The organism is Photorhabdus caribbeanensis (assembly GCF_018448885.1).
GTDB classification, from domain to species: domain Bacteria; phylum Pseudomonadota; class Gammaproteobacteria; order Enterobacterales; family Enterobacteriaceae; genus Photorhabdus; species Photorhabdus caribbeanensis.
On sequence record NZ_RCWB01000005.1, the window covers coordinates 175,646 to 197,540 of the forward strand.

The 21,895-nt window shown below is 39.8% G+C and carries 17 protein-coding genes, 1 tRNA gene and 1 CRISPR repeat array; of the genes, 9 read left to right on the top strand and 9 right to left on the bottom strand.

The annotated features are described in order from the left end of the window. Window positions 1-46: 46 nt before the first annotated feature. Together ompA and sulA are read right to left on the bottom strand one after the other, a co-directional pair. A complete protein-coding gene (gene ompA / locus EAE90_RS05760; RefSeq protein ID WP_214052683.1) occupies window positions 47-1,147 on the bottom strand; it encodes a porin OmpA in 1,101 nt (366 codons plus the stop codon). Window positions 1,148-1,829: 682 nt separating this feature from the next. Beyond that, a complete protein-coding gene (gene sulA / locus EAE90_RS05765; protein ID WP_214052684.1) occupies window positions 1,830-2,393 on the bottom strand; it encodes an SOS-induced cell division inhibitor SulA in 564 nt (187 codons plus the stop codon). A 247-nt stretch (window positions 2,394-2,640) separates the two neighbouring features. Between sulA and EAE90_RS05770 the strand changes: the two genes are divergently transcribed. Next, entirely contained in the window at window positions 2,641-3,243 is a 603-nt protein-coding gene (locus tag EAE90_RS05770) for a TfoX/Sxy family DNA transformation protein (protein ID WP_214052685.1), read from the top strand. A gap of 59 nt (window positions 3,244-3,302) precedes the next feature. Here EAE90_RS05770 and yccS read toward each other — a convergent pair whose 3' ends face one another. Continuing rightward, window positions 3,303-5,444 carry a YccS family putative transporter gene (yccS, locus tag EAE90_RS05775; protein WP_214052686.1) on the bottom strand — a complete coding sequence of 714 codons (2,142 nt, stop codon included), beginning with the start codon at window positions 5,442-5,444 and terminating at the stop codon, window positions 3,303-3,305. Between the two features lie 106 nt (window positions 5,445-5,550). Here yccS and helD point away from each other — a divergent pair, with 106 nt between their 5' ends. Continuing rightward, window positions 5,551-7,605 (top strand): DNA helicase IV, encoded by a 2,055-nt coding sequence (gene helD, locus EAE90_RS05780; RefSeq protein WP_214052687.1) that lies wholly within the window; start codon window positions 5,551-5,553, stop codon window positions 7,603-7,605. Window positions 7,606-7,728: 123 nt separating this feature from the next. Here the strand turns inward: helD and mgsA are convergent, their stop codons facing one another. Next, window positions 7,729-8,187, bottom strand: coding sequence for a methylglyoxal synthase (gene mgsA, locus EAE90_RS05785; RefSeq protein WP_214052688.1), 459 nt, complete (start codon window positions 8,185-8,187; stop codon window positions 7,729-7,731). 122 nt (window positions 8,188-8,309) lie between these two features. Here mgsA and EAE90_RS05790 point away from each other — a divergent pair, with 122 nt between their 5' ends. Next, window positions 8,310-8,723 (top strand): CoA-binding protein, encoded by a 414-nt coding sequence (locus tag EAE90_RS05790; RefSeq protein WP_214052689.1) that lies wholly within the window; start codon window positions 8,310-8,312, stop codon window positions 8,721-8,723. Window positions 8,724-9,145: 422 nt separating this feature from the next. After that, window positions 9,146-10,376: direct repeats of the CRISPR family, unit length 28 nt; unit sequence GTGCACTGCCGTACAGGCAGCTTAGAAA. A 267-nt stretch (window positions 10,377-10,643) separates the two neighbouring features. On the opposite strand, the gene hspQ is transcribed toward EAE90_RS05790, so the two are convergent. Next, on the bottom strand, window positions 10,644-10,964 hold the full coding sequence (hspQ, locus tag EAE90_RS05795; protein ID WP_036807155.1) for a heat shock protein HspQ: 321 nt from the start codon (window positions 10,962-10,964) through the stop codon (window positions 10,644-10,646). Window positions 10,965-11,186: 222 nt separating this feature from the next. On the opposite strand from hspQ, the gene yccX reads away from it, so the two are divergent. After that, window positions 11,187-11,465: an acylphosphatase gene (yccX, locus tag EAE90_RS05800; RefSeq protein WP_214052690.1), complete on the top strand. Its 279-nt coding sequence runs from the start codon at window positions 11,187-11,189 to the stop codon at window positions 11,463-11,465. A gap of 13 nt (window positions 11,466-11,478) precedes the next feature. Here yccX and tusE read toward each other — a convergent pair whose 3' ends face one another. After that, on the bottom strand, window positions 11,479-11,808 hold the full coding sequence (gene tusE / locus EAE90_RS05805; protein ID WP_036783230.1) for a sulfurtransferase TusE: 330 nt from the start codon (window positions 11,806-11,808) through the stop codon (window positions 11,479-11,481). 184 nt (window positions 11,809-11,992) lie between these two features. On the opposite strand from tusE, the gene EAE90_RS05810 reads away from it, so the two are divergent. The 5 genes from EAE90_RS05810 to EAE90_RS05830 all read left to right on the top strand — a co-directional run bounded on the left by EAE90_RS05810 (window position 11,993) and on the right by EAE90_RS05830 (window position 18,358). Further along, window positions 11,993-12,080, top strand: a tRNA-Ser gene (locus tag EAE90_RS05810). Between the two features lie 193 nt (window positions 12,081-12,273). Then, complete coding sequence (locus tag EAE90_RS05815) at window positions 12,274-13,491, top strand: tyrosine-type recombinase/integrase (protein ID WP_214052691.1); 1,218 nt, start codon at window positions 12,274-12,276, stop codon at window positions 13,489-13,491. 100 nt (window positions 13,492-13,591) lie between these two features. Further along, window positions 13,592-16,033, top strand: coding sequence for a DUF5906 domain-containing protein (locus tag EAE90_RS05820; RefSeq protein ID WP_422615979.1), 2,442 nt, complete (start codon window positions 13,592-13,594; stop codon window positions 16,031-16,033). Window positions 16,034-16,605: 572 nt separating this feature from the next. Continuing rightward, on the top strand, window positions 16,606-17,160 hold the full coding sequence (locus EAE90_RS24435; RefSeq protein ID WP_214052692.1) for a PAAR domain-containing protein: 555 nt from the start codon (window positions 16,606-16,608) through the stop codon (window positions 17,158-17,160). Window positions 17,161-17,270: 110 nt separating this feature from the next. Then, window positions 17,271-18,358, top strand: a protein-coding gene (locus tag EAE90_RS05830; RefSeq protein ID WP_214052693.1) for an IS3 family transposase whose coding sequence is annotated in 2 segments (ribosomal slippage) — window positions 17,271-17,523 and window positions 17,523-18,358 — 1,089 coding nt in all. Because the reading frame shifts where the segments join, the coding sequence is not laid out codon by codon here. A gap of 247 nt (window positions 18,359-18,605) precedes the next feature. Here the strand turns inward: EAE90_RS05830 and EAE90_RS05835 are convergent. The 3 genes from EAE90_RS05835 to EAE90_RS05845 are packed head-to-tail and all read right to left on the bottom strand — an operon-like array spanning window position 18,606 to window position 21,894. Then, the gene (locus tag EAE90_RS05835; protein WP_214052694.1) at window positions 18,606-19,868 is read right to left on the bottom strand and encodes a clostripain-related cysteine peptidase; all 1,263 of its coding nucleotides are present in this window, start codon (window positions 19,866-19,868) and stop codon (window positions 18,606-18,608) included. Further along, a complete protein-coding gene (locus tag EAE90_RS05840) occupies window positions 19,834-20,274 on the bottom strand; it encodes a GNAT family N-acetyltransferase (RefSeq protein WP_214052695.1) in 441 nt (146 codons plus the stop codon). The genes EAE90_RS05835 and EAE90_RS05840 overlap by 35 nt, the downstream gene beginning before the upstream one ends. A gap of 9 nt (window positions 20,275-20,283) precedes the next feature. Beyond that, window positions 20,284-21,894 (bottom strand): ATP-binding cassette domain-containing protein, encoded by a 1,611-nt coding sequence (locus EAE90_RS05845; protein WP_214052696.1) that lies wholly within the window; start codon window positions 21,892-21,894, stop codon window positions 20,284-20,286. Between the last annotated feature and the right edge of the window lies 1 nt (window position 21,895).

The following is a 21,895-nucleotide window of genomic DNA, read 5'->3' on the forward strand; positions in this document are numbered from 1 at the left end:
GGGGCTTTCTGAGCTTTTGATGATTAATTATAACCAAGAAAGGCTATTATTGAGCGGATTTTGCTTGAGTAACAACTTCTTTAATGCCTTGAATTTCGATCTCTACGCGACGATCTGGCGCCAGGCAGTTGATTAGGTTAGGTTTGCGAATCTTATCACAGGTAGAACCGGTGACTGGATTTGCTTTACCGTGACCTTCTGCGCTGATACTGCCGGCAGGGATACCTTTAGATACCAGATAATCAACTACGCTTTGAGCGCGTTTTTGAGAAAGTTTCTGATTGTAAGCATCTTTACCGATACGGTCAGTGTAGCCTAAAACCAGCACCTTGCCCTGATTTGGGTCGATATTTGCTAACTCAGTATAGAGTTGATCCAGAGTGTGTTTGCCTTCGGTTTTCAGCTCAGCACTTGCAAATTCGAACAGCACGTCAGAACGCAGGGTAAAACGTTTATTTTCAACAACGGGTGCTGGGGCTGGTGTTGGCGCAATAACCGGAGCTGGAGCAACAACTGGGGCTGCTGCTTCATCTTGGCCGAAACGGTAAGAGACACCTACGCTTAACAGACCGTTATCAGGACGTGCGCCTACTGAGCCTGCATCACCGACATTGTTAACCCACTGGTAATCCAGACGGGTAGCCCAGTCTTTAGTTATCGCATACTCAACACCGATGGCCGCCAGTGGAGAAACACCGGTGTCATGGTTTTTCAGATGAGTATTAGTTGCGCTGTAATTTGCTTTGGAATCTGCCCGCCAAACCATACCACCTAAGCGAGTATAGATATCCAAATCATCCATAATTGGATAGCTCAGTTTGGTTGCCAATTGGAAACCGTGGGCTTTGAAGGCACCGTTATTGACGCTGCCTTTGTAAGCCATACGCCCTAACCAGTCATAACCTATTTCAAAACCTAGGTATGGATTGGCTTGGTAGCCTAAGAAAGCACCTGCACCCAATTGGTTCTTGTGAGTAGAACCATTACCGATTGCACTGGTATAACCGTTGCCGTAGAAGTTCACGTCATGGTATTGGGACCAACCCAACTTACCACCGGTATACCAAGTGTTGTCTTTTGGAGCTGCTTGCGTTGCAGTTGTGAAAGCGGCCACTGCCACTGCTATCGCGATAGCTGTCTTTTTCATTTTAACGCCTCGTTATTATCATCACCCAATAGGCAATTGGCTTTGGGAGCCTTTTACTTACTGCCTATCCCATTAGGCTTTCATTTGCCATTCTTTGTAATAAAAGTGAGCACTGAATTGTGCTCAAATTCTCCGGTACCATTATTGTGGGTACGCTTTGAATTTTGCGCGTTTCCGTGTTCACTATTCATCCATAAGAATGACCTGCACTAATTTATACCCGTCATCTTTCAAGTTGCCTCTTTGTTGGCTGCACTCGCTCACCCCAGTCACATAGTTATCTATGCTTCCGGGGATTCACTCCCTTGCCGTCGCGATGCATCTTGAAATCCATAGGTATAGTATCTTTTAATATTTACTAAGATAGGCTGCTGAGCCATATTGATTAAAAACTCAGTTAGGAATACCGCACTTTCATAAAACCGATAGACCAAACAATACTAGGGTACATTAAGTGCAGTAACCTTTAATGGTGTAAAGTCTACAACGAAGTTAAAAAGTTACAAGTGCTCCTTGATTAATAGAGTAAAAAATTTAAAAGATAATGTATGATTTCAAAAAAAACTTTACTATTCTTTACAATTAATCTTACCTTAATTAATTGATTTTAATTGTGATTAGTGATTTTCGGTCTGATCTGGTTATTTTGTGTTATGAATATTGCAATAATTCCTAGTTTTGGTCAATGATAGTAAATGGAATGGATTTTGAGTAAATCTGCTCGCGACTCAGCATAGTTGGTTTCTTTATTTAGATCTTGTGGGCGCATAATAAAGCCTAGCGCATTACCTTTTTGTGCCGCAACCCGTAATTTTACGGTATCTCTTTCTGATAACTTTGGCAACCAGCCAAGCACCACGCTGTAATTACCACTCGCTAATGCTCTTTCCATTGCTTCTACCGTTGTAATGGAGCTGATGCGATTTAATTGGACAATCTTATCTAAAGGTAATCCGGAGTTAATTAACCATTGGCGGCTTAGTTTCTTATGTGGATTAACCCATAGCAACCAGCGGGCTTCATTTCCTGATTGGCGCAACAGAGGTAGTAATATACGATTAATGACAGCTTGGTTATCGTTATATTGGTTATCACCATAAATCAATTCACTCACTATACCTTCTTTACCCTCTTTTACCACCCCCTCTCTTTTAGTTGAATTATCTTGTGTAGGTGAAGAGGGAGATAACTGTTTTTTGGTTGACTGATGTTGAGAAGGGTAAACCCAGGATGATTGAATGCCCATAATGAACCTCGCCACAATTAACTGTATTAATATACAGTATCTTCATATCAGACCAAGATCAAGTCTATTTTTTCAAAGAGCTTCGCAAATCTTGACTGTAAATGGCTGTAAACTCACTTAACCGTTGGCAGAGAAAATTGAATTGCGTATGTTTTTAATTGCTTGTTCCTGTTATTTATTTTACTAATAATTGGGACAAATCTATGGATAAGAGATTTATTTGTACAAAACTCATGGAGTGGTCTGTATGTTTTTGTCTGAGGTACGTTTTACTCAACTCAAAAATGGTTTTTCTTCGTTTGGAACGTTGACAAGGAAGCCACAGTTCGGCGGTTACAGCCTGTTAGCAGATGGGATTATGTTCGCTATTATTGCTGATGGAGAATTATATTTACGAGGAAATGGACATGCTGAAGTATTATTTAAAGCCAGAGGAATGAAAAACTATATTTACTCGAAAAAGGGAGTGCCTGTAACTTTGCGTTATTACCAGGTGGTTGAATCACTTTGGCAAGATCAAGAGTTGTTATCTCAATATGCGTATTTGGCTTATCACTACTCACTTATTGAAATGGCGGGTAAAAAGAAAATGCCAGAGCGCTTGAAAGATTTGCCTAATCTTGGAATGTCTTTGGAACGCCAGTTATGGAAAGTTGGAATATGTAAAGTTGAAGATTTACGGTTGTTAGGTGCGAAAGCCTGTTATTTAAAACTGCATCAATATAAAAGAAATTCTAATGTTAGTTTATTACTTGCTTTGGCTGGTGCAATTGAAGGATGTCATTCAGCCGTTTTACCGGTACAGATCCGTAATGATTTATTACGTTGGCATAAGGAACTAGCTTGTTAGATCTTTATCGAGAATAGCTAATGAAAGGGGCAGTCAACTGCCCCAGTATATCAATCTGGTTATAATTGATTAATTTGTTTAATAATATTAACAACTTCAGGTAGCAATTCTATTAATAAACCAGTTTGTTGCAACACCAGTTGCTCTTTACTATTTCGTTCTGCCGGAGCTTGCTCAATTCTTTTCACTATGTTGACAGATATTTGCTTAATTCTATCATCATCTATTAATGCAGGTTTTAATGCTGTATCCACATAACAAACAGCATCATTAAGAATGTCTAGAGTGACTTTATTATCCAGTTTATCTCGGTGTGCCCCCAGCGCTGAGATGTAACTTAACATGGTGTGATTTAGGCACAATAGCCGGAATGCTTTTTCTTGAGTAGTTTGGTCACTTTTCGGCTCGGCAGACATGTTTGAGATAACGGATGTCAGTTCTGCGTCACTATTATGGGCATCACGGCGGGCAATTCGATAGTTCAATCCATTATCTTTTCCCTGATAATATTGAGCTAAAATGGCATCAAGGTAGCGACAATTGGTGTTCATCGTCCGATTTATCACTCGTGATAACTGGCGGAATTTCCAGTCTGGCCAGATGAAATTTACCGCTAACCAAGCGCTACCACAACCAATTAATGTATCAATAATTCTTGGTAATGCGACTTCAAAGCCTTCACCTAACAAATTGAAGCATAATAGTACCAGTAATGTGATAAACAGAGTGGCATGTGCATACTGGGTATTGCGGAAGACGAAGAACAATACACCAGAAATAACAATTAGCACCAGTTGCCCCTCAATTGATGGCACAAAGTAAAGGATTGGCAAGCCGATCAATACACCGGCAATGGTTCCTATTATCCTCAGTGTCAAACGGCGGCGAGTAGCGCTGTAGTTGGGTTGGCAAACAAATAGACTGGTTAGTAAAATCCAATATCCATGTTGTAAATCCAACAACTGGATCATGGTGTAGCCGCTACATAACAGAACAGACATACGGATTGCGTGGCGGAACAGGGCTGATTGCGGGGTTAGGTGACGATTGATCCTTAAACAGATATCACGCCAGCCAGTCAGCGTTTCGTCAGATAGTTGAGTCTCATCTTTTCTGTCTCTGGGAAGATTGTATTGTCCAGAACTCATGCTAGCTAATTGCGCATCAATCGCGCGTAGGTTTTTCAGCAAATTATATAAGGCGGTAATCTTGAGGTTATGTTTCTGTTGTTTACTGAGTTGTTGTAGGGAACTTTCCAAATAGCTAAATGCACGTTCGACATGCGGATTGTGTTGGTATGGTTTGTGCCAAAGTATCGATTGAGCAATTTGTTCACATACACGGGCTTGCATAGAGAGAAGACGTTGAAAGCGAAACAGAATATCGCTGTAACGAAAAGTGTGCAGTAAGCTTTGATATTGCACATGGGATGAACTTGCACGTTCGTGAATATCTTGTGCAACAAAATAATAGTGCAGAGTGTGGTTGGTTCCTCGTTGGCTGCTATCGCCTTTCAGACGGGTCAGTAGGGAGGTTTTGGCTTGATTTAGCGTGTTAACTAAGACACTGTTTGCCATTGCCACATTAACGACGGATTGTTGGTATCCTTCTTCTATTATATCGGGATCAAACAGATTAGCTTTAGCATCAAGGTAAATTGCAAGTTGTTGGTAACAACGCGCTAGATTGTCTTGTAACGGACGGATAGGGAACAGCAAATGACCCATTAGGGTTAGCAGGTTATACCAGATTGCACCTGTCAGCAGGAATAGGGGTTGTTGATACCATAGTGGGAAAATAGACGAACCAAGCATGGTATAAATTGCGATCAACAACGCACCAAATGCAATAGTGGCATAACGCTGTCCGAGGGCTCCTAATAAGATAAAACTGCAAGTGGATAACGCCAGCCCGGCGGTAAAAAGCCAGGGATAGGGGAACAGTAATTCAATAGAGGCGGAAGCGATAAAGAAAGAAATCAGTGTGATAACTAGGTTACGTAAACGACCAGTCAGACGATCATCAAGATCGGCGAGTGCTGCGGCAACAACGCCCAAGGTCAATGAGATAGTTATTTTAGGCTCTTGATCCAGAAACCAAGGTACTAATGTTGTTCCAGTCAAGGCTATTAGGAGACGGTTATAATAGAGAAAATGACTGTTATAAAGAAAACGGCGCAGACTAGATAAAACAGTTAGCACAAAATACCTCTGAGGTAATAATAACGGCCATAAGTAACATTATGATAAAAGGTTTATTAGTGATAAAAAACTCGTATAAAACATTTTTTAGGTATGGCGCTCGATAATGGAACTTAAAGCAACACAAATTGGCCAACGTCTTGCTCAGCATCCTTATAATCGGGTGCGTTTGTTGAATGCGGGTATTGAAGTCAGTGGTGAAAAGCATCAATACCTTATCCCATTTAACCAGTTAATTAATATTCAATGTAAACGAGGTATTGTCTGGGGGGAGTTAGAGTTTGAACTGCCCGATAGACAAGCGGTTCGTCTTCATGGCACTGAATGGCAGCAAACTCAGCGTTTTTACCATTATCTGCTTGGTGAATGGCAGAAATGGAGCCAGGAAATGAGTGATATTAGTGCTAATGTACTGGCAACTCAGATTAGTGAAATCAACAAAATTGACCAGCAGAATCGCTGGTTTAAAAAAGCGGATTTGCTCCAGTTACAGCAGCGGATTCAGGCAGCATTTCAGGCTTTACCATTGCTGTTACAGCGTCTGGAACAATTTGATAATTGCCGGGATGATTATCAAACGTGTTTGCGCTGGCTTGAGAATGGCGAAAAGCTTGTTGAAAAAATGAATCTGCAATGGACAGAACGCATGTTGGAGCAACATCGTGACTTTTTTCAGCGGGTAGAAACATCTCCGTTAAATCTTTCTCAGAGTTTGGCGGTTGTTAACGGTGAAAATTCAGTTCTGGTCCTAGCTGGCGCGGGGAGTGGAAAAACATCTGTGTTAGTTGCGAGAGCGGGTTGGTTATTACTTCGCCAACAGGTGATTCCCGAACAAATATTGCTGTTGGTGTTTGATAATCAGGCTGTAAGTGAGATGAATGAACGGATTCATATCCGTCTTGATGTGAATGATATTAAAGTAAAAACGTTTCATACTCTGGCGTTGCATATCATTCAGCAAGGAAGTAATAAAGTACCAAAAATCAGTGAATTGGAAACTGACGAACAAAAAAGAAGAGATTTTCTGATTAAACACTGGCAACAACAATGCAGTGAGAAGAAAGCACAGGCCAAAGGTTGGCGGGAATGCCTGACGGAAGAGTTGAAATGGGAAGTGCCGGAAGGTGAATTTTGGCACGATGAACAACTTGCTGACCGTTTGTCAGACCGGCTTGAGCGTTGGTTGGGTTTGATGCGTATACATGGTGGTAGTCAGAAGGCGATGATAGAGCAAGCTCAGGAAGAGTATCTGGATCGGTTTCAAAAATGTATTCGCCTGATGGGGCCTTTATTAAAAGCGTGGAAATCTGAATTAAAAACAGAAGGTGCTGTTGATTACTCAGGGTTAATCCATCAGGCAGTGAATATTCTGGATAAAGGACGGTTTATCAGCCCGTGGAAGCATATTCTGGTCGATGAGTTTCAGGATATTTCACCATTAGGGGCCAAATTGCTCACTGCATTGCGAGCGCAAAATAGCCAAAGCTGTCTGTTTGCCGCAGGGGATGATTGGCAAGCAATATATCGTTTCAGTGGTGCGGAATCGATGTTGACTACCGTATTTGCTGATCATTTTGGTAAAGATGCCGAATGTATATTGGATATCTCTTATCGGTTTAATGATAGGATTGGTGAGGTTGCTAACACGTTTGTGCAACAAAACCCAAATCAGTTGAGGAAGCCACTAAATAGTTTGATTAAGGGTAATAAAAAATCAATTGTCATCCTGCCAGAAGATCAGCTTGAATCTTTATTGAATAAAATGAGTGGTTATGTCACCGAGCAGGAAACGATTTTATTACTAGCACGTTATCACTATTTAAAACCTGAATTACTGAAAAAAGCAGCAACTCGCTGGCCTAAACTGAAAATAGAGTTTATGACTATCCATGCATCCAAAGGGCGGCAAGCGGATTACGTCATTATTCTTGGTTTGCATCAGGGGCAAGATGGTTTTCCTACACCAGAAAGGGAATCTGTCATAGACCGGGTTTTATTGCCGTCGCCGGAAGATTTTCCGAATGCGGAGGAGCGTCGCCTTTTGTATGTTGCATTAACAAGAGCAAAGAAACAGGTGTGGTTGATGCAGGACAAGAAGAATCCATCGGTGTTTGTGCATCAATTAGAACGGCTAAATGTGCCTGTTCAACGTAAACCTTGAGGTTTTGCCTGGCTGAAATATTCAGGGCTATCATGGGATATCTTTTCTGTAAATCCCACTCTTGTTTTTTCCTAGTATCTGACTTGGAGAAAACGTGTAGTTGTAGGTATATGTTGTAAAGACTTATTTCAGACGCTCATTCAAATAGTGTTGATAATTAGGCACTTGAATACTTACTGATTCAGAAAACAGAGGAGAACTAACAATAAAATCCGCAGAGGCCAGATTGGTTGCAACAGGGATATTCCATACTGTAGCAAGGCGCAGCAGTGCTTTTACATCAGGATCATGAGGTACGGAATTAAGCGGGTCCCAGAAAAATATCAACATATCAATTTTCCCTTCTGAGATTAGAGAACCAATTTGTTGATCTCCACCCATTGGGCCACTAAGCATATTGGTAACGGATAATCCGGTTTCGTTCTGAATCAGATTACCGGTTGTGCCGGTAGCGTATAAATGATGTTTCTTGAGTAAATTCTTATGTTTTTTGGACCAAGTTAGTAGCGAAGTTTTACAGTGGTCATGTGCAATAAGCGCTATATTTTTAGCGATTGCCATTGTACGGGTTGTCAATTCCATGAGGATACCTTTAGTAATCGTTATTGTGTTTTCGAAAGCAGTGAGCTTAATTGATAACAATGTTTATCATATACATTGTAATAAATAAACAAAGTAAAAATATTGAATTTAAGGAGGAGTGAATGAGTGACCAGAAAATTGCAGACATACTAAAACGAGTAAAAACAATCGCTCTGGTAGGTGCGAGTGAAAAAACTACTCGTCCAAGTTATAAAGTTATGGCTTATTTACTGGAACAAGGCTATCAGGTGATTCCTGTCAGCCCGAAGCTTGCCGGACAAACACTGCTTGGCCAACGAGTATATGCACAACTGGCAGATATTCCACAGGCTGTTGATATGGTTGATGTATTCCGTAATGCTGAAGCTGCATATAACATTGCGCAAGAAGCTATAGATATCAAGGCAGATGTTCTTTGGTTGCAACTTGGTGTTATTAACGAGCAAGCAAAAGTATTGGCAGAGGAAGCAGGTCTGGATGTTGTTATGGATCGCTGCCCAAAAATTGAAATTCCAAGATTGGGACTCGAAAAATAATATTTTTCAGCTTGTAGTTACTTAGTGTCTAATCAATGGACGAAGGGAGCCTGGCACCAATATCTAATACAAACTTAAGGCGTTGGATGAAAAGTGGTGTCCGGGTTCCAGGTGTTCAAATAATGTTTAAGTTGGATATTGAGTTTACTGTTCCAGACATCTTATAAAATCTGCTTTTACAGTTATTACAATATCTTAAGGCAATTTTAGTTGTTCTTATGGTTGCTAAGTTTTGCCAGAATCAACACTTTTATTGCTATAAGATAGGTGTTTTTGCTGTACTCCAGTTTTAACCCTTTTTTATCATCAAAAAATAACCTATTGATTTAAAAGAAAAATAAAGTATCTCCTAAAAAAAGGGTTTTTTCATTTTTTATCACTATATTCTTTAACAGTCAGCAACTTAAGGTTAATATGTAACAGTGCACTGCCGTACAGGCAGCTTAGAAAAAAATTGAATGTAGGGACTGCCGCTATTGTTCGTGCACTGCCGTACAGGCAGCTTAGAAACTCCTGACCTCCCTACGCACTAGGGAAATAATGTGCACTGCCGTACAGGCAGCTTAGAAACTTACGCGGCATGGGCGTTACTTTGTTATAAAGTGCACTGCCGTACAGGCAGCTTAGAAAAGCAACCCGCATTAGTTTAATGGAGGCCATTATGTGCACTGCCGTACAGGCAGCTTAGAAAAGTAAGTGATATATATTTGTAATTTGTTTCATGTGCACTGCCGTACAGGCAGCTTAGAAAGTGCAAGAATTAATGCGGAATGCGTTGTTTTAGTGCACTGCCGTACAGGCAGCTTAGAAAATAAAACCATCGACCATGTTATTTGCGTTGAAGTGCACTGCCGTACAGGCAGCTTAGAAAAAAAGAGTATCGCCAGTGAATACCCCATCCATGTGCACTGCCGTACAGGCAGCTTAGAAACGTCAGTTTCTTACATTGCTGAACAGTGTGAAAGTGCACTGCCGTACAGGCAGCTTAGAAATGCGGGATTTGCTTTGATTCCGAATGGCCGAAGTGCACTGCCGTACAGGCAGCTTAGAAATGGGAATATCCATCACCGAATTGAACTTTTCTGTGCACTGCCGTACAGGCAGCTTAGAAATCACTGAAATTTGTTAAAATTCGGCTCTATTTGTGCACTGCCGTACAGGCAGCTTAGAAAGTAGTATCGGCGCAACTGTGACACACGGGACTGTGCACTGCCGTACAGGCAGCTTAGAAAATTAAAATCAATCAATTCATAAAAATGTAATTGTGCACTGCCGTACAGGCAGCTTAGAAATTTATCGACAGGTGCTTTGATTGATAATCATCGTGCACTGCCGTACAGGCAGCTTAGAAATGTCAGCATGTTAAAAATAGTTGAATTTGCATGTGCACTGCCGTACAGGCAGCTTAGAAAATGAGGGAAGACTTTTACTTACCAGATAAAAAGTGCACTGCCGTACAGGCAGCTTAGAAAGTGAATGATCAAATTAGCGTAGAGGACTTGCTGTGCACTGCCGTACAGGCAGCTTAGAAACTATTATTGTTACAGGGAAAATCTCTACGTTAGTGCACTGCCGTACAGGCAGCTTAGAAATGGAATTAAATTAATCGTCAGACGCTTGGGACGTGCACTGCCGTACAGGCAGCTTAGAAAGGTCAGGCCGGTTTGAATACGATGCCGGCATGGTACAGGCAGCTTAGAAAAAGAGGCACAACATAGCTATAATAGAAGTGTTGTGCACTGCCGTACAGGCAGCTTAGAAAGTGAATCACAACCTCGCTTACCGGGGCTTCAAAGTGCACTGCCGTACAGGCAGCTTAGAAACGTTGAAAACAGCATCGACAGTGGCTTTCGGTGTGCACTGCCGTACAGGCAGCTTAAAACACAATAACTGCCTAGGCTGTTTGGTATAAATAGAGGATTAATTGCGCAGTCTTGGGGCCAGTAGCTGATTGCGGATGGATTCTGCTAGTTCATCTAGAGAAGGTTGCTCTGGATGTTCATCAGATGTTTCATAGGCTAATTGTGCTTCAGCCAAATAAGTATGTACAGGTTGACCGTTGTCATCTTCCATCACAACGTGATACCAGGGAGCGGAACGCAAGGTGGCATTGGATGCAATGTCATCCTCTTGGGGTTGTTCCAGAGAATATTCCACATCAATATCCACGATGACTCCTAAATAGCCAAGAAGCTTGTGACGTACTTGTTGGCCGATACCGAATTTGCTGGCGATAATCATAGTCACCTCCAAAAAAGATCTTGCATTGACATTGATATAAGGGCAGTAAGGTGAATTACAAGAGCATACCCGGTGGTTGAAGTCTTTTTTTTGCTTTAATTGCGAGTATAACTTCATCTATTTCAGGTTAGCTGTAGTAAATATAAAACACAACCAACAGTCGTGTGCTTAACTATATATGTGAGCGATACCGCAAGGTGATTGGGTTGATAGGGGGTAATTATGATTAAATATGGGATAACAATTTATGTTTATGGGCGGGTTCAGGGAGTTGGATTTCGCTATCAAACTTTTCGTTGGGCGAAATTTAATAAGCTGACAGGTTATGTTTGTAATTTGCATGACGGCAGTGTCAAAATCGTAGCTTATGGTGACAGTGAACAACTAAATAAATTAACCCATTGGCTGGAGCAGGGTGGCCCACCGGGAGCTCGAATAGATAACTTTTCATCTCAATCCTGCACAGTGGAGGATGTTGCAGATTTTAGCGTCCGCCACTGAGCTAGGTTGTTGATTAGATACATTTTACCGGTTTCGGCAGCCCGGCAATTTTAGTTGCCTGCTTTGCCGGCCCTTTGGGAAACAGACGGTAAAGATAGCGGCTGTTGCCTTTTTCTTCGCCATACTTTTGTGCGATTGCTTTTACTAACATACGGATAGCCGGGGATGTATTAAACTCCTTATAAAATTCCCGGATGAAACGAATGACTTCCCAATGCTGTTCAGTCAAAGTGATTTCTTCTTGTTCGGCGAGGAGTAAAGCTATTGCTTCCTGCCAGTCACTACTGTTTTTCAGATAACCTTGCGCATCGGTTTCGATTTCTTGACCTTCGAATACCAACATAATCATTAATAACCATCAAAGAAAAGTAGCCGTAATTTAGCAAAAATCACTTCTGTACCCAAGAATGGTATGCACATATGAGGATAAAATAAGCCAACGACCATGAAAAAGGGTAAATTTACGGCAATTGAACAGGAGGAGGCTTTACATCTGTCTCGGGGCTGTTTATAGTGCACGCCATTGCGGAGGGGTGGCCGAGCGGCTTAAGGCAGCGGTCTTGAAAACCGCCGATGGGAAACCATCCGAGAGTTCGAATCTCTCCTCCTCCGCCATCTACACTTCTAGCAGCATCACTTAAAGTCTACTTTCCCCAGTAAAATCAACGAAAATTCCCAAATAAAGCGCTACTAACGTCTACTGGCATCTATTGCAATGTACCCCAGTCAGGGGGTGTATATAGGGGTAACTTTCTGTACCCCCTAAAAAAATACCCCCGTTACTGTGAGGGGCAAGGATGCTAGAAATATGAAACTAACAGCCCGACAAGTTGAAACAGTAAAACCCCAAGATAAAGATTTTAAGCTGTCGGATGGCGGCGGTTTATACCTGCTGGTAAAGACAACCGGTTCTAAATACTGGCGGCTGAAATACCGCATTGCAGGAAAAGAAAAGTTACTTGCTATTGGTACTTTTCCGCTTATTACGTTGGCAGAGGCCAGAAGAAAGCGTGATGAAGCCAAGAAACTGATAGCCGAAGGTATTGATCCCAACCAAGATAAAAAACAGAAAAAACTTGCAGCTCAGGGAGAAATCAGTAACACCTTTGAAAGCATTGCGCGTGAATGGTACGAGGGAAGAAAAGACAGGTGGTCTGTTGGTTATCGTGAAGATATGATGGACGCATTCGAAAAAGACGTTTTCCCCTATATTGGTCATCGCCCGATTGCTGAAATAAAACCCCTCGAATTATTAGACCTCCTTTCTATTATGGAAAAGAGAGGCGTTACCGATAAATTAAAGAAAGTCCGCCAACGCTGTGGTGAAGTTTGGACATATGCAATCATTACTGGCAGAGCCGAATATAACCCCGCTCCAGATTTAGCGAGCGCCTTTATCCCTCATCAACGCGAACACTACGCTCACCTTTCAGTAGATGAATTACCTGAATTTCTCCGTTCCATTGATAAATACATGGGAAGTCAGATAGTCAGAACGGCATTGCGTATGCTGATATTAACGGGCGTTCGTCCGGGAGAACTTCGCAAAGCTGAATGGGCAGAAATTAATTTAGATAAGGCTGTTTGGACAATTCCAGCCGAAAAAATGAAAATGCGCCGTACTCATGTAGTGCCGTTATCAGAGCAAGTTATCGATTTATTGAAGCAGATTCAGCCTATCAGCGGCAGTTATCAATATGTTTTTCCAAGCCGTACAGATTACAGAAAGCATATATCTGATATGGCAATCAATACCATGATCCGCCGTATGGGATATTCAGGTCGAGCCACAGGCCACGGCTTCCGTCACACCATGAGTACTATCCTGCACGATCAAGACTTCAACACGGCATGGGTTGAAAAACAGCTTGCGCACGTCGATAAAAACAGCATTCGAGGCACTTACAACCACGCCCAATATCTGGATGGTCGCCGGGAAATGCTGCAATGGTATGCCGATTATATGGAAATGCTGGAACGAGGCGAAGAAAATGTGCTGATCGGGAAATTTGGCAAAAGGGCATAAAGATAGAGATTTTTTAAGAAAAGTAACATAAAAAGCAACGCCTCAGTGTGCTGGTACACATCTGAGGCGTCTGACCAAACCGTTAAATGAGGTAACGATGATGGCTGATACACAGTCTAACCAAACTCACCCTAAATTTACATCTTCAGATAAAACAGACGAACAAAAACCGCTCGAACTTATCAAAACTGTAAAAAAATCCGCCATGTATCACTGGGAAAATCTGCTACCTGCCTGTGGTATTGATATTCCGGCAAAGGGTAAACATGGTGCTTGCCCTATCTGCGGTGGCACTGACCGTTTCCACTTTATCGACGATCACCATTATGGCAACTGGCATTGTCGCCAATGTGATGCTCCGAACTATGGTGATGGGCTGGATTTAGTGGCAAAAACCAAAGGAGTTTCGGTTTTTAAGGCTGCAAAAGTTGTTGCAGATGCGCAGGCATTGCCTTTGCCAGAACCCAAGCCAACTAACACTCCAAATCATAGCGCTAAACCAATCGCAGAACGCATCACTGCATTGGTTGCTACTGCTGTTACGGGTGAATCTCAATATCTGATGAAAAAGGGGCTGCAATGTTCCAATCAGCGATTGTTAAAAGACGGTTCTTTATTGCTGGTGACTCAAACGCTGGGCGGCACAATCATGGGCGCACAGACCATCAAGCCGGACGGCGAAAAACGTCTTGTTTCCGGTTCGCAGAAAAAAGGCAGTTTTATTCCGATCACTGAGATTACCGGAACGCCAGACACAATCATCATTACCGAGGGTTACGCTACAGCTTTAACTGTCAGTCAACTATATAAAGGCGTGGTATTGGCAGCGATTGATGAAAGTAATCTATTGATTGTTGCCGAGCAGGTTAGAGCGCAATATCCAAAGGCGAAAATCATCATTGCCGCCGATAACGACTGGCACGAACCGGAAGAACGAGACAAAAATAGCAGGCTGAAAAAGAATATAGGCAAGGTTGCAGCAGAGAAAACCGCCATAGCGATCAGCGGATGGGTAACGTTACCGCCTACAGAGTATAAAGCTGATTGGGACGATTATCGCCAGCAACACGGCGTGGAAATAGCACAACAAGTCTTTGCTCAGGGGCTTTATCAGCCAGCATTAACCAAGAAAAAAGCAGCCATTCAGCTTAATAATGATGCCGAGCATGCAAAATTGACACTATGCCAGATGGGAGCCAGCCAGCGCGGGGAAGTATTGCTGGCACGTTATAACGGTGATCTGGCACTAGATAGTGCTTCGGAAACGGTTCATCACTATGACGGTATTATCTGGCGTCCGGTCAGTGACCGTGATTTAAGGCGGGAAATGGTCGCTGCCTTTATGGAAGATAAATTACCGTATTCACCGCATGGTATTAGTTCAGCCGTGGATGCCCTGAAATTACAGCTTCCCATGATGCAAACACCTGAACGCCACTTAATCGGATTCAGTAATGGCGTATTTGACCTAAAAGCCTGTCAGTTCCGGCCTCACCGCAAAAATGACTGGCTATTGCTTGCCAATGACGTTGAATTCAATTCCCCTGTTTCGGGGGAAACCCTGCAAGATCACGCGCCACAGTTCTGGCGATGGCTTAATCAAACAACTGCCAACTGTGAAAACAAAGCATATAGAGTACTAGCGGCGCTGTTTATGGTGCTGGCGAACCGTTATGACTGGCAACTTTTTTTGGAAGTCACCGGAGCTGGAGGCAGTGGCAAAAGCATCTTTGCCGAAATTTGTTCAATGCTGGCAGGTAAAGGAAATACTGTTTCCGCAAGTATGGCTGCACTGGAAAATCCACGGGAACGGGCGTTGATTGTCGGCTATTCGCTGATTATCCTGCCAGACCAAACTCGCTATATGGGTGACGGTTCCGGCATCAAGGCGATTACAGGCGGTGATGAAGTTGCTATTGATCCGAAGCATAAACAACCCTATTCAACCCGTATTCCTGCTGTTGTACTGGCAGTAAATAATAATGCCATGAGTTTCAGTGATCGCAGTGGTGGAGTGTCACGACGTCGCGTGATTTTCAACTTTTCCGAAGTTGTACCAGAGAATGAACGTGATCCACTCCTGCGGGATAAAATCGCAGCAGAATTGCCCGTGATTATCCGGCATTTGCTGCATCGATTTGCTGATCCACAATCAGCGAGGCGTTTACTGGCAGAGCAACAGAAATCTGCGGAGGCGCTGGATATCAAACGCGGTACAGATCCACTGGTCGATTTTTGCGGTTATCTTATTGCTTCCCATGAAGCTGACGGCTTGTTAATCGGCAATGCGGAAATTATGCCGTTCAACCCTCGTAAGTACCTTTATCACGCCTACCTTGCTTATATGAAAGGCAATAACCTGAATAAACCTGTTTCCGTGACTCGTTTTGGCATGGATATGCCGGGCGCGTTGGCAGAATACAGCCAGCAATATTTACGCAAGAAAAGTAAACAGGGTATTCGTAGCAATCTGAGCCTGAATCGTGATACCGCTATCGAATGGATGCCGAAACTGACAAGAAATAGCCTGCCAGAAGAATAATTTTTTTCTGATTACAGATATTTTTCAAAGAAATATAAAAAAGTGTTCACCACTGTTCACCCTATGATTTAAACCAAATATATCAAAGTATTATAGGGTGAATAGTTATTTTTAAACTGTTCACAACTATTCATCACTGTTCACCTTTTTTCTAGTTGGAGGTGAACGGTTGGGTGAAGAGTTTAATTTCAACTCATCACCCTTTAACAATATGAATTTAAATAAAATTATTCAAAGGTGAACAGTTTTATCCATAATTCTTTAATAGGGAGGGGGGTAGGAAAAATGTTTTCTTTGGCTGGTGATCTTTCAGATCTCCGAGTTACTGGGTTAATGCATTAGCCCGGTAACTCGGAGAAGACAAGCGCAGCGCGTCAGTGTGAATTTAATTTGTTGTATTACTTTAAATTTAAAGCATGTAATTATTTGATTTTATATTAAAACTGATAATTATCACATTTTTATTGAATAATCCTTGTTCATAGTGGAATGCTTAAAATTTTCTGGTATATCATGGCGTTCATAAATTGTTCTATCAGTATAAAATTGTATCGAGATAGGGAGAAAGAAGTATGGCTATAGGACACTTTTTGACTGTAGGGGATAAGACAAGCTGTAAAGGAACAATCCTTACAGGAACCAGTAATATTACATTTTATGGACGGCAGGCAGCGGTAGAAGGTTCCCTTGTTACTTGTGGAAACTACTCAGGCAACTTTTCTATCGTAGGTGGTGTGAGTTGCTTTTTTGATATGGGGATTAAACTGGCAGGAACTTTAGATAGCCAGAGTATTTGTCCTTGCGGAGCAAATTTTATTCCCTCCATTCCTGATAGTTATCAAAATACAGCACCCTCTTCAGGAAAAACAGAACCGCAGGAATTACTCTCAGAAACAAAAAAATGGATTGGTTTTAGTGTTGCCCCTGATATTGATTATTGCGGCATAAAATGTATTGCCACGCTTGATGATGGTTCAGTCCTTAATGGTGAGTTTAACCAAGAAAATAAAGTCATGTTTACATCAATAACAGGCCATAAGTGTGTAAAACTTGAAATAGAGCATTTTGAAAAAGAAAGTTCTCCACAAAGTTTGACAGAAATCTTATTAAATAAAATTATTGGGTAAAATCATGACATATGAAGTGGTAGAAGGAACTGGTAATCCCCCTAAATACCGGAGTGTTCATAAGTAGAATTTTCTCATACGCTTAAAGTATCAGAGGAGATTGAAATCTTATGAAAAAGTCACGTTTTACCAACAGTCAGATCTTAGCCATTCTGAAACAGGCTGAAGCTGGTACGCCCATTCCAGAACTGTGCCGTGAACATGGCATAAGCAGCGCCAGTTTTTACAAATGGCGGGCCAAGTACGGCGGAATGGATGCCTCTTTGATGACCCGCTTGAAAGAACTGGAAGAAGATAATCGACGCCTTAAAAAGATGTATGCTGAAGAGCGGTTAAAAGCCGAGATTATTCAGGAGGCTATGGCAAAAAAGTGGTAAAGCCCGCTCAACGTCGGCAGATGGCAAAAGACGCGGTTGAGCATAAGTCCATTAGCATTCGCCGGGCATGTCGGCTCTTTAGGATCAGTGAAAGCTGTTATTATTATAAGGTTCAGTTATCTTCAGAAAATCAGCTGATTGCGGATTGGTTACTCACGATAACAGAACGACAACGTAACTGGGGATTCGGGCTTTGCTACCTGTACCTACGTAATGTGAAAGGCTTTCTTTGGAACCATAAACGTGTTTACCGGATTTATTGTGAACTGGCTCTGAACAAACGCATAAAACCCAAAAAACGCTTAAAACGCGAAAAACCTGAACCGTTGAAAGTCCCTGAGGCTCCCAATGAAGGCTGGTCAATGGACTTTATGCACGATCAGTTATCGGATGGACGCTCAGTGCGTTTGCTTAATATCATTGATGATTTTAATCGTGAAGCACTGGTTATTGAGGTGGATTTTTCCTTACCCAGTCACCGTGTCATACGGACGTTGGAGCAGGTGATAGAATGGCGGGGCAAGCCAATGTCAATTCGTTGTGATAACGGTCCCGAATATACCAGCACAGAATTTCAGGCCTGGGCGAAGCAACATCAAATCCAGCTGAATTTTATCCAACCTGGGAAGCCGCAACAGAATGCCTATGTTGAGCGTTATAATCGAACGGTGCGCTATGACTGGTTAGGGCAATATTTATTTACCTCTTTGAGTGAATTACAAGATGCTGCAACAAAATGGCAGTGGTTTTATAATCATGAAAGGCCCAATATGGCATTAGGGGGTTATACCCCAAAGCAGCATTTACTACGCGCTGCTTAAATTCTACTTTTAACCTCCATGAAAAATGGGAGGATTACCGTTGGAAAGGAATAGGAAATATGAAACTCTCATAATTATGAAAAGTTATATTGACAATTATCGCCATTCTCAATGCCATTGCTGATTAACGGCGTAAAAATGGCCGGCAATCAGTAATACCAATCAGTAATACCAATCAGTAATACCAATCAGTAACACCATGATAAACCTGATATCTTGAATTTGAATTAATAGATTGGATTAACTACTAGTTGACATTAAAAATAGCTTTATTACATTTTAATTTATCACTCCTGGAAATATATTCATAAATACTTTCTCTATAATCCATAGAGAAAAAGCGGCTGTTTTTAAAATACTTTTCTATATATTCAGGGTAATCACATACATTATGGAAAGGAAAATATATTGATATGCCTTTGCCTTTTAGATGTTCAGGCGTCTTGATATTCAATAAAATTGATTTACTGATCGTATTTTCTAATAAAATTAAATCTGCATCAGAAATTGAATGAGGATATTCCATTTTGATATTTTTTATAAAATCATAGAGATCAACCATATTCGCCTCATCTTCATAGTCTTCCGTCGCCTTTCTTGCATTATATATTTTATCAAAATAGTCTATATCTTTTATATGAGAAGATAATTTATGAAATATGTTTCCAACAGATTCAGCAACATCATTTATTTGACTCAAATTTATCACAGAGCCTTGAATATCATCGGTAGCTTCATTTTGAGTGATAGATTGTTCTACGTAAGATGATAAAATTTTTGCTGCAATGGCTTCTGAAGAAGAATATAAACCAAATGATTCAATAATATCTTTGTAATTCCATCCATTTTTATGGGTGTAATCTACTGAACTAACCAAATACTTTCCATAAGATTTAAGAATATAAGCTATTTCAAGACTTGCCATTTTACAATTATCGAAGCCAATGATTTCAAAATTATTTTGTTTTAAATCCGCATTTTTAAATGCAAGGAAAATGTCATTTATACTCATTTTTTTATTACCATAATTCTCATCACCACCATACCCCCCTGCCGCGCCTAAACCATGCCCCCAAAATAACATATAATAGGAATCAGATGGAGAGTACCCTATCCCCCATTTAATAAAAGAAGATAAAGCATCAGGCTTATCCATATTTGCATTAGGAAGCTGTTCTATTAAGACCAGCTGATTATTAGTAACTTTCCATCTCTGAATGTTATTTTTTTTAATTTGCGATAAATGCCATTTCAAAGCACCACCTGTTTGAATTATCACATTTAAATTATCCGGCTTTTTAGCGGAAAGTATTTCTTGAATATCATCGGTAGCCATTTGGAAATCAGATTCCATATCACCACCTATGATATAAATGAGAAGAGTGTTAATATGATTTTCTTTTGATGACGCATAACTATTATTTACAAACGAGCCAAATAAAATAATCAGTAAGAAAGTAACAATATTAAAGAAATTATTTTTTAAATAAAATTTTAATGTAATCATCATCTTCAAAACCTTCATATTTCCACCCATTTGTTTTAAAAAATGAACGGGCATTTTTATTATCCAGAGAGACTATGGCTTTCCAAATATTCGTTTCTTTATAGTCATCAGAGTTCATTAAATAATGAATAATCGCAGTGCCATACCCCTGTTTTTGGGCAATAGGATTAATAGCGAAATCAAGTATTGTGTAATAGTTATGTTCAGGATTGGGTAAGTAAATCCCGACCACACCAATAAACCTATTATCATCATAAAATGACAACTGAGATATCTCAACAGCATTTAAAACATAATCCAACCACTCAGTATCAATTTCCCCTAAAAACCTTGAGATACTTTCATCATTGAACCATTCCGCATAGTTATTGTATTCATCTTCAGTAAATTTTTTCACTTTTAATACCATTGTATTTTCCTATTTTGCCAATAAATCAATGTTAATGAAATGTCCAGTCAAATGGGCTGATATTTTTTTATGGCTAATAATAATTAAAGTTGTTTTTGAATTCAAATAGTTTATAAGCATGTAAAGTAAATTATCACCATTTGAATCTAACGATGAGTTTATTTCATCTAATATAATTAGTTCATAATTTAAATAATTCAAATGTAATTTAGCCATTAAAAGCCTCTGCCACTGCCCGCCAGATAATTTCAAAAAGTGTTCAAATCCTTCAATTAAATGATAATTAAAATAAGATTCAGAAATAAAACCCAATTCAAACTTTTGTAATGATTTTAAAATATCACCATCACTGAATTTATTAAAAGGATCAATAAATTCTCTTAAATTAATAGGCAAAGGTTTAAGGTTTTGCGAAATATAAAGTATTTTATGGTGAGAAATACTTGAAAAAATATTACCTGAAAAGTTTGCATATAACCCGCTAACTATATTAGCAAATGTGCTTTTCCCACTTCCATTTTTTCCATCAAGAATATATGTGGTATTTTTTTTAAATATAAAATTAATTTCATTTAAAACCCGCCCTCTGCTTTCGTGATACGAAAAACCAACATCTTTCATTATTATAATGTATTTCTCTTCACCCACACTCTCTATATTATTATATTTATAATTTAAATTAACCATATTACTAAGAGATGAGGTTGATAAAAAACCATAAATAAGCTGTGAAAAGTTGGCGATAAGCATCGTCAAACTAGTACGAATTTGTATAATAGAACCAAATATAATCATTAAATTTCCAGGTGTAGGATTAATACTCTCTCTTGTTTGATATAGGGTGAAAATCAATAAAAATAATCCCGGAATGGAACAAAAAATTAAAAACAATATTCCTTTTAATCTTTCTTTAAAAACTCTATTTAGAATAGAATTATAGATATAATCCCACTTTGAAAATAAAAGCTTTCTAAAATTATCAACTCTTATGGAATACGATGGTTCAACTCTGGTTAAATACTCATAATATTTGGATATAGAACTAAACTCTGGAGAAAACTGAGTTTCAATTTCCCAAATTTTAGACTCCGCTTTAAATCTTGCATAAATAATAGGAAACATACCTATGATAATAGTAAAAGGGATCCACCAATCCAAACTAAATAGTAAGGTGGAAATTGAAATTATACTGATCAATCCTGTCATAAATTGCGATAAATCACCAATAAAATCGGCTATATGATCTATTTTTGATTCAGTTAAATAAAAGTTATTTTGAAAATCAGTTTCATTAAGATGATTTATACTATCAGGTGATGATGATTTTTCGATCAAAATACTTTTTACATTTTTTTTAGCAAAATCACTCAATATGCTTGACATAACAGCTTCAATAATTTCAATTATTTCAGTAAATACAATTAAAATGCAGAGGAAAAATATTATTAATAAATATAAACTTGCATTATTTAAACTATTAACTGCATAACCCATTAAATATAAAACTATTGCAGGTAAAACCCCTAATGTGATTTGAAAAAGAATAATTAATATTAAATATCTTTTTTTTCCATTCAATAAAATTGAAAAAACATTTTTGAGTATTAAGGATTTTTTCATA